This window comes from Bacillus sp. UMB0728 (assembly GCF_002858875.1).
Taxonomy (GTDB): domain Bacteria; phylum Bacillota; class Bacilli; order Bacillales; family Cytobacillaceae; genus Bacillus_AB; species Bacillus_AB infantis.
This window is the reverse complement of sequence record NZ_PKLA01000005.1, coordinates 26,754-39,815: the sequence shown is the minus strand read 5'-3', so window position 1 is coordinate 39,815 and position 13,062 is coordinate 26,754. Positions and strand designations below refer to the sequence as shown.

The 13,062-nt window shown below is 48.2% G+C and carries 13 protein-coding genes and 1 riboswitch; of the genes, 4 read left to right on the top strand and 9 right to left on the bottom strand.

Annotation, left to right across the window (positions count from 1 at the left end; all coding sequences use genetic code 11):
• Positions 1 to 403: 403 nt before the first annotated feature.
• Genes CYJ37_RS19500 through CYJ37_RS19490 form a run of 3 tightly spaced genes read right to left on the bottom strand, consistent with a single transcriptional unit; the run spans position 404 to position 3,987 of the window.
• Positions 404 to 2,077, bottom strand: coding sequence for an acyl-CoA dehydrogenase family protein (locus CYJ37_RS19500; RefSeq protein WP_101551206.1), 1,674 nt, complete (start codon positions 2,075 to 2,077; stop codon positions 404 to 406).
• A gap of 12 nt (positions 2,078 to 2,089) precedes the next feature.
• Positions 2,090 to 3,607 (bottom strand): class I adenylate-forming enzyme family protein, encoded by a 1,518-nt coding sequence (locus tag CYJ37_RS19495; RefSeq protein WP_101551204.1) that lies wholly within the window; start codon positions 3,605 to 3,607, stop codon positions 2,090 to 2,092.
• A complete protein-coding gene (locus tag CYJ37_RS19490) occupies positions 3,604 to 3,987 on the bottom strand; it encodes a MerR family transcriptional regulator (protein ID WP_101551202.1) in 384 nt (127 codons plus the stop codon). The genes CYJ37_RS19495 and CYJ37_RS19490 overlap by 4 nt, the downstream gene beginning before the upstream one ends.
• A 231-nt stretch (positions 3,988 to 4,218) precedes the next feature.
• Here CYJ37_RS19490 and CYJ37_RS19485 point away from each other — a divergent pair, with 231 nt between their 5' ends.
• Positions 4,219 to 4,542: a helix-turn-helix domain-containing protein gene (locus tag CYJ37_RS19485; RefSeq protein ID WP_009792142.1), complete on the top strand. Its 324-nt coding sequence runs from the start codon at positions 4,219 to 4,221 to the stop codon at positions 4,540 to 4,542.
• Positions 4,543 to 4,681: 139 nt separating this feature from the next.
• On the opposite strand, the gene CYJ37_RS19480 is transcribed toward CYJ37_RS19485, so the two are convergent.
• On the bottom strand, positions 4,682 to 4,822 hold the full coding sequence (locus CYJ37_RS19480; protein ID WP_101551199.1) for an anti-repressor SinI family protein: 141 nt from the start codon (positions 4,820 to 4,822) through the stop codon (positions 4,682 to 4,684).
• A gap of 35 nt (positions 4,823 to 4,857) precedes the next feature.
• Positions 4,858 to 4,964, bottom strand: a riboswitch (cyclic di-GMP riboswitch).
• A 243-nt stretch (positions 4,965 to 5,207) separates the two neighbouring features.
• Positions 5,208 to 5,405 (bottom strand): hypothetical protein, encoded by a 198-nt coding sequence (locus tag CYJ37_RS19475; protein ID WP_101551197.1) that lies wholly within the window; start codon positions 5,403 to 5,405, stop codon positions 5,208 to 5,210.
• 216 nt (positions 5,406 to 5,621) lie between these two features.
• Here CYJ37_RS19475 and CYJ37_RS19470 point away from each other — a divergent pair, with 216 nt between their 5' ends.
• Positions 5,622 to 5,969, top strand: a complete 348-nt coding sequence (locus tag CYJ37_RS19470; protein WP_101551194.1) for a helix-turn-helix domain-containing protein — start codon at positions 5,622 to 5,624, stop codon at positions 5,967 to 5,969.
• Between the two features lie 39 nt (positions 5,970 to 6,008).
• Here CYJ37_RS19470 and CYJ37_RS19465 read toward each other — a convergent pair whose 3' ends face one another.
• The 3 genes from CYJ37_RS19465 to CYJ37_RS19455 form a co-directional block, all read right to left on the bottom strand.
• The gene (locus CYJ37_RS19465; protein WP_101551192.1) at positions 6,009 to 6,920 is read right to left on the bottom strand and encodes a pseudouridine-5'-phosphate glycosidase; all 912 of its coding nucleotides are present in this window, start codon (positions 6,918 to 6,920) and stop codon (positions 6,009 to 6,011) included.
• A gap of 17 nt (positions 6,921 to 6,937) precedes the next feature.
• Entirely contained in the window at positions 6,938 to 8,035 is a 1,098-nt protein-coding gene (locus CYJ37_RS19460; protein ID WP_009792151.1) for a carbohydrate kinase, read from the bottom strand.
• A gap of 158 nt (positions 8,036 to 8,193) precedes the next feature.
• On the bottom strand, positions 8,194 to 9,579 hold the full coding sequence (locus CYJ37_RS19455) for an alanine/glycine:cation symporter family protein (protein ID WP_101551190.1): 1,386 nt from the start codon (positions 9,577 to 9,579) through the stop codon (positions 8,194 to 8,196).
• A 154-nt stretch (positions 9,580 to 9,733) separates the two neighbouring features.
• Between CYJ37_RS19455 and CYJ37_RS19450 the strand changes: the two genes are divergently transcribed.
• Together CYJ37_RS19450 and CYJ37_RS19445 are read left to right on the top strand one after the other, a co-directional pair.
• Positions 9,734 to 10,153, top strand: a complete 420-nt coding sequence (locus tag CYJ37_RS19450) for a MarR family winged helix-turn-helix transcriptional regulator (protein ID WP_009792153.1) — start codon at positions 9,734 to 9,736, stop codon at positions 10,151 to 10,153.
• A 78-nt stretch (positions 10,154 to 10,231) separates the two neighbouring features.
• Positions 10,232 to 11,434: an MFS transporter gene (locus CYJ37_RS19445; RefSeq protein ID WP_101551188.1), complete on the top strand. Its 1,203-nt coding sequence runs from the start codon at positions 10,232 to 10,234 to the stop codon at positions 11,432 to 11,434.
• A gap of 395 nt (positions 11,435 to 11,829) precedes the next feature.
• On the opposite strand, the gene CYJ37_RS19440 is transcribed toward CYJ37_RS19445, so the two are convergent.
• Positions 11,830 to 13,047, bottom strand: a complete 1,218-nt coding sequence (locus tag CYJ37_RS19440) for an MDR family MFS transporter (RefSeq protein ID WP_101551186.1) — start codon at positions 13,045 to 13,047, stop codon at positions 11,830 to 11,832.
• Between the last annotated feature and the right edge of the window lie 15 nt (positions 13,048 to 13,062).

The following is a 13,062-nucleotide window of genomic DNA, read 5'->3' as shown; positions in this document are numbered from 1 at the left end:
GCCTGGCACGGGGGACGGTGGAGCGGCCTGGCGGCGGAGTTGCTAATAAAACCCGAAAGTTGCTAATATAAATGAAAAGTTGCTAATATATGGCAAAAGTTGCTAATATACTGGAAAACTTGCTAATAAAACGAAAAAGTTGCTAATATCCACCCGGCAGCAGCTCCCTTCCAGCCAGCCGCACGCTCAACCGAGCCACCCCCGCCGTCCCAAGTCGCAAATATAATCGAAAACCCGCAAATATACCCAGCAAACTCGCAAATATATCCCAAAACTTGCAAATAAATTCCGAAACTCGCAAATATCCTCCCAAACTCGCAAATAACCTCCCGCCGAACCACCAGCAAACCACCCCCACAGCACAAAAAAAGCGCCAAATCCCAGATTCAGCGCCCCACTCCACTCAAACCTCCACTTCCGCTGCTTCCCCCACATGCATCAGTACATCAAAATGCTTCACCGGCAGCATTTCTTCATCCAGCACCTCAGTCAGCCCCCACGCATCATTCAAAAACACCTGCGCTACAATCTCTTTCCGCTCACCGCCGACAGCTGCATCCTTCAAAGCAATCACACTTTCATAGATTTTGCCCATCAGCACAGCTGCGCGCTTACAGTGGTACGTCTGCATATCACGTTCCCCTCCGCCCACAGCCGCAAGCAGCTCTTTCAACTTCACAAGCCCCTCATAAACAGGCGCCGCAAACTCCTGCTGCCGCTCATCCAGCCCCTCAAGCTCCGCCTCCATTTTCCCGACAAACAGCTCATCCACCCGGAACTTCTCTATCAATCTCAAAATCTCAAGTCCAAGAATATTCGCCGTTCCTTCCCAAACCGTCAGCACCTGCGCATCCCGCAATAGCCGCGGTGTGACAAAGTCTTCAATATAGCCGTTCCCGCCATGCATCTCAATCGATTCATGGGCAAAATGAATGGCCTGCTCAGCTGTTTCTTTCTTCAGCAGTGCGATCAAAAGCCGGTTCATCGCTTCCTCTTCGCGCGAAGCTTCGCCTGCCGCAACCCGGTCATACAGCGCAATCAGACTGAACACGGCACTCGTCTCAACCTCCTGCTTTGAAGCCAGCTTGGCAAGTGTCTCTTTTACCATCGGAAAGTCAGCAAGCCTGCTGCCAAAGGCGTTCCGCACAAAAGCGTATTGTTTCGCCTCCAAAAAAGCCCGCTGCATGATGCCGATGCTAGCCACGCTATTGCAGATCCGCGACAGATTAAGCGCCTCCATCATATAGTGGATTCCTTTATCCGCATCGCCTACCAGATGGGCCTCTGCCCCGTGGAACACCACTTCTCCTGACGGCACTGCACGTACCCCAAGTTTATCCTTCAGCCGCCTGATCTCAAGCCCGTTCAGCTCACCGGTCTCCTTCCGCCATGGGACAAGGAACAAACTCAAGCCTTTCGATCCAGAAGCCGCCCCCTCTCTCCTGGCCAACACCATCGCCACTCCGCACGCACCCGCGTTGGAGGCAAAATATTTTTCCCCATAAATCCGGTACTGGCCGTCCTCCAGCACGGCCTTCACCTCATTGGCGCCTACATCAGAGCCGCCCTGCCTCTCCGTCAGAAAGGTCGCACCTTCAAACAGCTCGGTCTCGCCCGTGCTGATCACATGAGGTAAATACTTCTCCTTCAGCTCTTCATCCGCATAATGATCGATCAGATAAGCGGTCGCCATCGTTAAAGTGACCGGGCAGTAAAAGCCAGGCTCCGTCTGTGACAGCAGATATCCCTGTGCATACGAATACACATAATTCCCCTTGCGCCCAAGCTCGGGAATTTCCTTATGGACATAGCCGACAATGCCGGCATTATAAGTCTGCTCCACCGTTTTCCTGTATCCCTCATTCAGCCAGACATGGGAAATATCATTGCCCATTTTGTCATACTTGATCAACCGCGGCTGGCCTTCCCTGTCGGTATGGACCGCCCGCTCGTCAATCTCCCTTGCACATAAGCCTCCAAAAGCCTCCAGCTCCTTTTCAGCCCATGCAAAAAATTCCTCATCCATATACTGCTTCAGCACAAATGCCAAATTCGGATCTTCCTGATAAAAATTCATAGGTGCCCCTCCTCAAACAGATTGCTTCTGCTCTCTCAATGACTGCTTCAAAATCTTGCCTGTCGCATTCCGCGGCAGCGCCTCTATTTCTTCATATAATTTAGGTATCTTATAATCAGCTATTTTTCCTGACAAAAATGCCTTTAACTCACTCTCATCCAGACTGCCCGGCTGCTTCAGCACAACATAGGCCTTTACTGTCTCGCCCCACTCCGGATGCGGCACGCCGACTACCGCTGTCTCGGCAATGGCAGGATGCGAAGCCAGCAGCTCCTCAATCTCTTTCGGAAAAATATTGACGCCGCCTGAAATGATCATATCCTTCTTCCGGTCGACGACCCAGATATAGCCGTCCTCGTCATACCTGGCCATATCGCCGGAATAGAGCCAGCCGTCCTTGATCGTTTCCGCTGTTTTTTCGGGATTCTTATAATACCCCTTCATGACGCCTTCGCCCTTCAGAAGGATTTCGCCAGCCTCGCCCGGCTCGACTGGATTGCCTTTTTCATCGGCAATCATCATCTCAGTTCCGAGCGCCGCTCTCTTCCCGATGCTCCCTGCCTTCTGCTCATGCTCGCCAGCCAGCAGCAGGGTCCCGCTCGGACCGGCCTCTGTCAGTCCATACACGCAATAAAGGCTGTCCGTTTTCAGCCGCTCCTTCACCAGCCTGACTTCCTTTTCCCCAAGCGGAGCCCCGCCGTATACCCAATACTCCATTGAAGACAAATCATGTTTTTCGATATCAGGCTGCTTGGCTGTGAAAAGATAGGCAACTGGTGCACCGAAGAAATGGGTCGCTTTTTCCGAAGAAACGAGCTTTAACAAAACTTCCGGTGTGAAAATGGGAGCCATGATATGGGCTGCCCCCACATAGGTGCCTGCAATCAGGAACAGATGGAGCGGTGCCGAGTGGCTCAGCGGCATCAAATGGAGCATACGGCTTTCCGGCTTCATCCTCATCTCGACCGCCATCATGATCGCTGCTGAAAGAATATTGCGGTGGGTGAACAGCACTCCCTTCGGACTTCCGGTTGTCCCTGATGTATAGAGGATTGCCGCCTCGTCATCCTCCATCAAAGGAATTCCCGCATCCATATCCCGGCCGCCCGTCACCAGCTCTTCAAAACTGGCCCAGCCAGCCGCTGCTGCACCTGTCTTCACACACTCGAGACCAGGCCTTTCATTCAGGGTTCCCGTCTGTTCAAGCAGCATTTCATGGGCAAACAAAGCTCTCGCTCCGCTATGTTCGAGGATATAACCCAATTCCGAGGCCGTCAGCCGGCTGTTCACAGGCACAATCAGCGCACCAATCCTAATCGCCTCGAAATACGTAACCACAAATTCCGGAACATTTGGCATGAAAAGCAGAATTCTATCTCCTTTCTCATAGCCCCTCGTCCTCAATGCATCTGCCAGCTTATTGACCCTGCTGTTCAGCTCTTTATAAGACAGCCTCTCCTCCCCGGAAATGACAGCCTCCCTGTTTGGATATTTCCTTCCGTTCCTCGCCAGCAATTCAGATACGTTCATATATGATCCCCCTTTTCGTTCAGCCTTTTTTCAAATTGGTCCAGCATCTTTTCCATTTCTTCTTTTAAAAAAAGCAGCTCCTCGATGCGGGCGTTCACCTCCTTTACTCTGTCCCTGCCATACTCGACCGTTCGCTCCAGCTGTTTCCGCCCTGAACGGTCCTGGTCAAAGAGCACGATCATTTCTTTTATTTCATCCAGCTTAAATCCGAAGCGCTTGCCCCGGAAAATCAGCTTCAGGCGGATATAATCCTTTTTGGCAAAAATTCTTCTTCCATTTTCATTTCTATTAGGGCATAATAAGCCAAGCTCTTCATAATATCTGATGGTCCTGGTGCTGACATCGAAAGCCTTTGCCAGCTCAGAAATGGTGTATTCCACACTATCACCTAAATTCTTTAACTATTCTGACACCAATATAACATTTACGTTAACGTAAAGTTCAAGTCTTCAGCGGATTCAGTTTCTATTAAGAAAAATTTGATTTTTTCGTCTGGACTCTTAGGAAAAGATATTACAATTGTGTTAAAATGAAATATAGTGATTGAACAAATCGTTCTTAATAAATAACTCTTCGATCAAATAACTTCTGGATAAAAGGTGTGTGGAACAATGATTGGCGAACGTGTAAAAAGACTGCGTCAGGAGAGAAAGATGTCATTATCAGAGCTCGCTGAACAGGCAGGCGTAGCAAAATCCTACCTAAGCTCCCTGGAAAGAAATCTTCAGACGAATCCTTCCATTCAATTTTTAGAAAAAATTTCTGCTGTTCTTCATGTTCCGGTTGATACACTGATCCTGGACCAGCCCAATAAAGAAGAATTGGATTCTGAATGGATGAACATCGTCAAAGAAGCAATGGATTCCGGCATCTCAAAGGACCAGTTCCGCGAATTCCTCGAATTCAATAAATGGAGGATCAATCAAAAAAAATAACTGCTCCGAGGCTGTTATACAAAAAAGGACAACCAGTCATCAAGCTTGACAGCCTCCGTAACCTCCAATGTCCCCGCAAAATAAAAAAGCATTTCTCCTGCAGAGAAACACTTAGCTTTCTATATTCTGTTGTTAGTTTTCAGCCGTTATCCGCTATCAGATCCACTGCCGGCTGGCCGGCAAGAAAGTTAAGTATATCTTCTTTTTTCAGGCCAATATTCTTTGCTTCAGCAATTAGTGCCACCCATTCCAAGTCCAATTCCTGCAAATTATTTTTCATAACCCTTCTCTTCCCCCTAAAATACATTTCGTATTCCAGGCAATCCAGCCGTCCTGGCGCCTCATCCGACTTTACTATCGATAAGCGCGGTAGACCTGTGACTTTGCGTCCCCATCTTTCAACAGGTTTGCCTTTTTCTGCTCACTCCTGCTTTTTTCATATCCTCTTAAGACTACTATAAAAGTTTTCCCAACATTTTCGTGTTGCTTTTTGTCAAATTCTTCAAATATTTTTAAGCTATTATTCGACAAAAAGAAGGTTAATTGGATAGTTTTAGAAATTTTCCGAAAGTTCATGAGACTTATGGCCCGGTGAATCTAAGGTTAACGTGTTAGAATTTTGCTCATTTAGTCGACAGCTTTTAGGTAGGCCTTATTTCCTCTATCTATTTAATGGCCCTTCCCTTATAGATCTCCATCTTCCTCTTAAAAGGCACAACCTTCACCGGAAGCTGCTCAAACGTAAACGCATCAAAAAAGGGAAACAGCGTCAGATCATTGCCGCACACCGGACAGAGCCATTCGCCTATTTCACTGCTGCTGTAGGATGGGCGGTGGCATTTAGGGCAGTTTTTTCGGTACATGGGGGGTCTCCTTCCAAAATAAGCTTCTGCTAAGTTAGAAATAGTATAGTTTATGCCTCTCCTGAAATAAATTTCCATATTTATTCATATTTTCGTCAAATAGAACGTTTTTCGTTCTTTATCTTGTATTTCCTCTCGTTTTCTCACTATTTTGTATTTTATAAATTACTTAATCGTTCGTTATAATGTATAAAATGCGTGTAAGGGGTAGATTATATGCTCGGAAAAAAATTAAAATCTCTGAGATTAAAAAATGGCTACTCACTTAATGCATTGGCAAAAAAGGCTGGCATTTCTAAGTCATATCTCAGCTATATTGAAAGAGACGTCCAGATGAATCCATCACTCCAGATCTTATCCAAGCTGTCAGGAGCATTGGAGGTGCGGCTTGATGAACTGATTGAGATCGAGGATCATGCCAAAGATCAAAATTCCGAGATTGCAGCAGATCCAGAGTGGATTGAAATTGTACACGAAGCAATAGAACAGGGCATTTCAAAAGAGGACTTCAGCTATTATCTTGATTTTCTTAAATATAATCGTGAACAGAAAAAAAGACAGTAAAAAACCGGCCCCCCACCCAGGGACCGGCTCTCCACCATTTTATTTCTGCAGCCCAACCGCAATCTTCGCTCCAACTTCGGCATTATGCTTAACTAGCGCGATGTTGGCTGTGAGGCTTGTTCCTTCTGTCAGTTCTTTTACTTTGCTTAGGAGGAAAGGTGTGACCAGCTTTCCGGCAATCTGATTGTCTTTCGCTTCTTGAAGCGCTGTTTCGATGACGTTGGTGATGAAGCTTTCTTCCAGGGCATCCCCTTCCGGTATCGGATTGGCGATGACGACTCCGCCGTTCAGGCCAAGCTCCCATTTTGTGCGGATCAGGCTGGCGGCATCTTCAGGCGCATCCACGCGGTGGTTGACGTCAAATGGGCTTGTCCGGGTGTAGAATGCCGGCAGCTTGTCTGTTTCATAGCCGACGACCGGGACGCCGTGTGTTTCCAGGTATTCAAGGGTCAGACCGATATCCAGTATGGATTTGGCGCCTGCACAGACGACTGCTACATTGGTCTGTGCGAGCTCCTGCAGGTCAGCAGAGATATCCATGGTTGTTTCCGCTTCACGGTGGACACCGCCGATGCCGCCTGTGACGAATACTTCAATGCCGGCAAGCTCTGCGCAGATCATGGTGGCTGCAACAGTAGTTGCGCCATTTTTGCCCTGGGCGATCAGATAAGGAAGGTCGCGGCGGCTGGCTTTTTCAATGTCCTTGCTTTGGGCGAGGAATTCGAGCTCGTCCTCAGAGATGCCGATTTTTATTTTTCCATTGATGATGGCGATGGTTGCAGGCACCGCCCCATTTTGGCGGATGATTTCTTCTACTTCTTTGGCTGTCACGATATTCTGCGGGTATGGCATGCCATGGGAAATGATTGTTGATTCCAATGCGACAACCGGTTTATTTGCTTTTCTTGCTTCCAATACTTCTTCTGAGAATTCAAGATAGTTTTCTAACATAGTATGAGTCTCCTTTTTTAGCTGAAATTTTGCTGAAATGTTTCCTGAAGTCTGACATTATTTAAAATCGGACTGACGGTTTCTTCTGATTGCAGTGTCAGCATGCTGCAGGCAATGCCGATTTTGCAGGCATTTTCTGTATTAAGCCCTTTCAGGTGGGCGTAAAGGATTCCGGCAACCAGCGAGTCGCCTGCCCCAGTCACATCCTGAACCTTGATCTTAGGCGGAAGCAGCACCCCTGCCTCGCCTTCCTTCGTGTAGAAAATCAGCCCTTTGTCTCCTCTTGTGATGACGACCTTCTCCACGCCTTTTTTCATGATCTTCTCGGCTGCTTTAAAGAAATCTCCATCACTATTAATCTTCATTCCTGACAGTGTCTCAGCTTCGTCATGATTGGCGATCAGCCATGTGACACCCATCAGATTTTCGGGCAGCTTCTTCACCTTTGGGGACGAGACCGGCGTGATGCAAAGCGGAACAGACTCTTCATAGCAGCGGGAAATCGTCTTTTTCAATACTTCTGCCGGAAAATTGGTATCGAGCAGGACAATCTCTGCCGAGGCAATATAGCCCCATCTTTTTTCGATAAATTCTGAATCTATGCTATCGTATAAGGCCATATCGGCAAAAGCGACTGTCATTTCGCCGTCATGGTCCAAGACTGCTGTATATGTTCCTGTTGCTGTATTAGGCAATGTCTGGGAAGGGGAAATGTCGACAAAATCCTTTGTATAGCCCAGCAGCCAGCTGCCCTCAGCATCATCGCCCACTGCCGTCATAAGACTTGCGTCGCAGCCAAGGCGCCCAAGGTTTTCGGCAATATTCCTGGCAACGCCCCCGCATGACTGGGAGCTGGCAGAAGGATTCGAGGTACCGCTTTCAATTTTGCCAATCGCCTGAATTTTCCGGTCAATATTAGCCCCGCCGATGCAGAGAACTTCTTTCTTGTTCGGCAGCATATAAGCCCTTCCCAGGATTTTGCCCTGCTTGGCAAGCGAGGATATATAGCCGGCTGCGGCCGAGCGTGATAACCCGGTCTTTTCTGCAATTTCATTCTGGGAAATGAACGGGTCCTCTTTTATCAAAGTTAAAATAGATTGTTCTTTTTCATTCACAGCGTGTCACCGCCTTCATAAACTTTTGTCTAAATTATAAACATTTGTTGGCGGGAAGATCAATGGTTTTTATGGAAAAATATAGGTCTGACTTATAGGTATGAAGTCAGACCGCCCAAGGGATTGCACAAAAAAAGACGGGGAAATTCCCCGCCTCTTTAAGCAGCATCATCTTTCTTTTTAATATCCTTCAAATAGTATTTCTCTGAGGTAAAGAACTCATTTTTGAGCTCTTTCACCTGCTTGCTCAGCAGAAGGACGGCTATGATGTTCGGAAACAATATGGCGGCCAGCGCGAGGTCAAGGAACTGCCAGATTGTTTGCGCGGCGCCGACCGACCCAAGCACGATCGCTCCGATATAAACAAACTTGATGGCCTGTCCTGCGAAATCGCCAAACAGGAATTCCGCCTGCTTCGACCCGTAGAAAATGACAACAATGATGGTTGAAACCACAAAGAATATGAGTGAAATGGTAACAATGAGGCTGCCTGTCTGTCCGAAATATTGAGAGAAGGCTGCTGTTGTCAGGGATGATGGATCATCCATGGCCCCTTCCCTCTGCCAGACGCCTGAAGACAGCACGACAAAAGCTGTCGCGGAGCAGACAATCAGTGTATCGACGACTATGCCGACAATCGCCCAGAAGCCCTGCCTGACAGGATGGTCCGTCTGTGCAGCCGCATGGGCGATCGGAGCCGTCCCAAGTCCTGCTTCATTGGAATATAATCCTCGTGCAAAGCCCCAGCGGATGACCTCGCCGATGGCTGCACCTGCGAAACCGCCCATTGCCGCTGCCGGCTGGAACGCGTAAGTGAAGATTAATTCCAATACCTCAGGAACCTTGCTGAAGTTCATAAAAAGGATCACTAGCGCTGTTCCCACATAAATCAATGCCATAAATGGAACCAGGATTTCGGTTACCTGCCCGATCCTCTTGATGCCGCCGAATACGATTAATGATACAACTGCTGCAACAGCAATTCCCGTCCACAGTCCGCTGATTTCAAAAGTTTCTGAAACCGCAGATGAAACGGCATTTCCCTGCACCATGATGCTCGGGATCAGCTCGATCATCAGGGCAAAGGCAAACCAGACGCCCAGCCACTTCATATTGAGCCCTTTTGTCATATAATACATCGGCCCGCCGACATATTCGCCGTCCTCATTTTTCTCACGGTACTTGACCGCCAGAACGCTTTCCGAAAATTTAATAGCCATGCCGATCAAAGCAATTACCCACATCCAGAAGACGGCTCCCGGTCCGCCGAACATGATGGCTGCCGGTACACCTACGATATTTGCTGCTCCGATTGTCGAAGACAGTGCAGATGTCAGTGCCTGAAGCGGAGTGACCGTCCCCTCCCCTTTCGGCTTTTTAAACACGCTGCCGAAGGTCTGCTTGAAAATATAAATTGGGTATCTGAATTGGAAGAATCCCAATAAAAAGGTTAAATATATGCCTGTTCCAGCCAGGATAATAATGATCGGCGGCCCCCACAGCCAAGCCGATATACTTCCCACAAGCTCTAAAAATGAGTCCAATTGAATTTCCCCCTAGTAGATAAATTGCACATTGCTGCTGTTTAACCCATTCCCTTCAAGCTACTCTTCAAACCTGTTTCTTAAAACGGACTGGACAAAAATGTCTTTTTACCTTATAGTTAGCTAGGCAACTAATTGAAACGGGTGATCGTTTATGAATAAAATGGATCCTTTTTTTCACAGCTTCAATCAATGCACTCGGCAGTTCTCCAAAGGCCTGAACGATGTGCTGACCCCCATGGGGCTTTATGCCGCACAATGGCCGATCATCTACAGGCTGAAAACAACAGGCACCAGCACACAGGTTGAGCTATCCACCTATCTCAGCGTTGAGGCCCCGACCATGACAAGAGCCCTTCTGCGTCTTGAAAAATCCGGCTGGATCAGCAGGGTGCAGGGGAAAGACAAACGGGAAAAAAAGATTCTGCTGACGGATGCGGCCCTCACTAAATATCCGGATTGGCTGGCCGCTGTAGAACAATACGAACAAAAAATGCTGGAGGATATATCTGAAGAAGAATTAATGGCTGCCATATCAGTCATGCAAAAAATGAAGCAAAATTCCGGACGTTGATCAGCCCCGCAAGATCTTCCGTTTTTCTTCTCACTACTTCACAGACTCTCAGTAAACAAGACATCAAGGAGGACAAACATGAAGAAACAACCCCTTTGGACAAAGGACTTTTTAGGCGTTTCCATTACTAGTTTTTTCTTATTTATTGGCTTTTATATATTGCTGACGACCCTTCCCATTTATATTCTTGATGATTTAAAAGGAAGCGAATCACAGGTCGGCCTCATCATCTCGGTATTCCTGATTGCCGCCGTCATTTCCCGGCCCTTTACCGGAAAATGGATCGATGAAATCGGCCGCAAGAAAATCCTGATGATCTCTATGGTTATTTTTACAGTGGCTTCTGCACTTTATTTTACGGCAGACAGCCTGCCCATGCTTTTGGCAGTCCGCTTCCTGCATGGCGCGGGCTTCGGGATGGCCACAACGGCCACTGGTGCCATTGTCGCTGATATCGTCCCGGCTGAAAGGCGCGGCGAAGGACTTGGCTATTATGCCATGTTCATGAATCTTGCCATGGTTATCGGGCCTTTTACCGGGCTGACCATCATTCAATATGCCGCATACAGCTGGATTTTTGTTTTATGTACGGTGCTTGCCGTTCTGGCTCTGGTGCTTTCATCTATCATCAGCATCCCGGAAAACAGCGGCGAAAAAACAAAGCAGCCATCATTCGCTTTTTCAAGCTTGTTTGAAAAAAATGCCGTTCCGGTTTCGATTGCAGCCGGCACGCTTGCGTTTGCCTATTCAGGCGTATTATCCTTCATTTCCGTATACGCCAAGGAGCTCGGACTCATGCAGGCGGCATCCTTTTTCTTTGTCATCTATGCAGCCTTCATCCTGATTTCACGCCCGTTCACTGGCCGCTGGTTTGACATGTACGGAGAAAACCGGGTCATCTATCCGGCAATCGTTTTATTTGCCGCCGGCCTTTTCCTGCTCAGCCTTGCAGACAACAGCTTCCTGTTCCTGCTTGCCGGCGCCGTGATCGGCCTGGGCTACGGCACCATCGTGCCAAGCATGCAGACCGTTGCCATCAAAAATGCCGATCCTTCGAAAAGAGGGCTGGCCACCTCCACCTTCTTTACGATGTTCGACTCCGGCATCGGCCTGGGCTCCTATGTACTCGGCATCGTCGCCGTCTACACAGGGTTTGCCAAGCTATACATGGTGCTCGTTCTTGTCTCGCTGATCGGCCTTGGGCTCTACTATATCCTTCATGGGAAAAAAACAGCAGCAGCCAAAGAAGAAATGCAGTCAGAAGTTAATATTTCTTTATAATATTGAACAGGACCCTCCGCTGGAGGGTCCTGTTTTTGTGTTTGCGGATGGAATTTGGGCGTATAGTTGCGGTTTTTGGGCTGATGGGCAGCTTTACACGTTCATTGGGCAGGTTCATTTTGCGGTTATTAGCAAGTTTTTCGTTTTATTAGCAAGTTTCCACTTTTATTAGCAACTTTTTCATTTTATTAGCAACTTTTCCAGTATATTAGCTACTTCCAGCTTTTATTAGCAACTCTGCAAAAACCGGCCCCTGGCTCTTATTTGCGGGTTTCGGAATTTATTTGCGAGTTTCCCATTTTATTTGCGCCTCTCCGACTTTATTTGCGAATTTCCCAATATACTTGCGACTCCGTGCTTTGCCAGCTGCTCCTCCCCCAGCACCTCAAAACACCCTACCCTTCCACACTCCGCACTCCCGCCTTCACTGTCACCAGATTCCCCATCCTGTAAAAGACGATACTGCCCAATGACAGCCCCGCGATCATCCAGAAGGCAATCTGCCCTCCGGTCTGGCCGAGCAGGAAGCCGCCGAGGATCGGGCCTGCGAAATGGCCGATTTTCCGGAATTGGCTGGCCCCAAAGTAGGTTCCTCTGTTCGTATCATCTGCCAGCTGGTCAATCATGATGCTGCTGGAAGGAAAGATCAGAATTTCTCCGATTGTAACGATGAGCATGGCCAGGATGCCAATGATCCAGCCGTTTGTAAAGCTGAAGCATACCAGTCCAAGCGATAGAAGGACAGAGCCGCACATCATCACCTGCAGCGGCTGGAATTTTTCAGCAAAAGAGCTGATCGGCAGCTGCAGGATCACCACCATCACAGCATTGATGGAAAGCAGGCTTGAGTATACAACTATGCCATTGGCCAGTTCGTTTTCCAGAAATTGCGGGAGGGTTGAGTCAATCTGGGCATAGCCGAAATTGATCAGAATGCTTCCCAGTATCAGGAAGAGCAGTGCTTTGTCCCGTCTGACCACACGGATCGACTCCTTGAAGGTCGCCCCCTTCTTGGCGGGATCTGCTGTTTTTTTAATCTTATATCTGACCAAAAATACTGCCAGAAATATTCCATACAGCAGATAGATCGTCCCGGTTATCACAAACGTGCTGTCTGCGGAAACAGCAGCCAGATAGGCGCCAAGCAGCGGGCCGGCAGATGCGCCGACATTGATGGCGGTATAGCGGAGCGAAAAGGCCTTCATCCGGTATTTCTTGTCTGTCAGGTCTGCTATAAGCGCCTGAGAGGTCGGCTCAAAAAAGGAGCTGCACAAGCCGTTTAAAGCATTCAATATGACAAATAAGGCCGGTGAATCAGCCAGGGCAAACCCGTAAAAAACGAGGCACCACATCATCAGGGCACTCAGCATGACGGGCTTTCGGCCAAATCTGTCCGAAAGATAGCCGCCTATAAAGCCGCCAATGGTCCCGGTCAGCGGACTGATCCCAATGGTCAGGCCGATCAAAAGCGGGTGGAGGTCCATTGTACTGGAAAGGTAAATGGCGAGGAAGGGCAGCGTCATAAAGGAAGCGCCTCTTGCCAGTACCGTCCCTCCCAGAAGGACCCATACCACTGGATGGAACTGCTTAGCATATAACTTCAGTCTGTTCATTTTCATAGCCTTCTT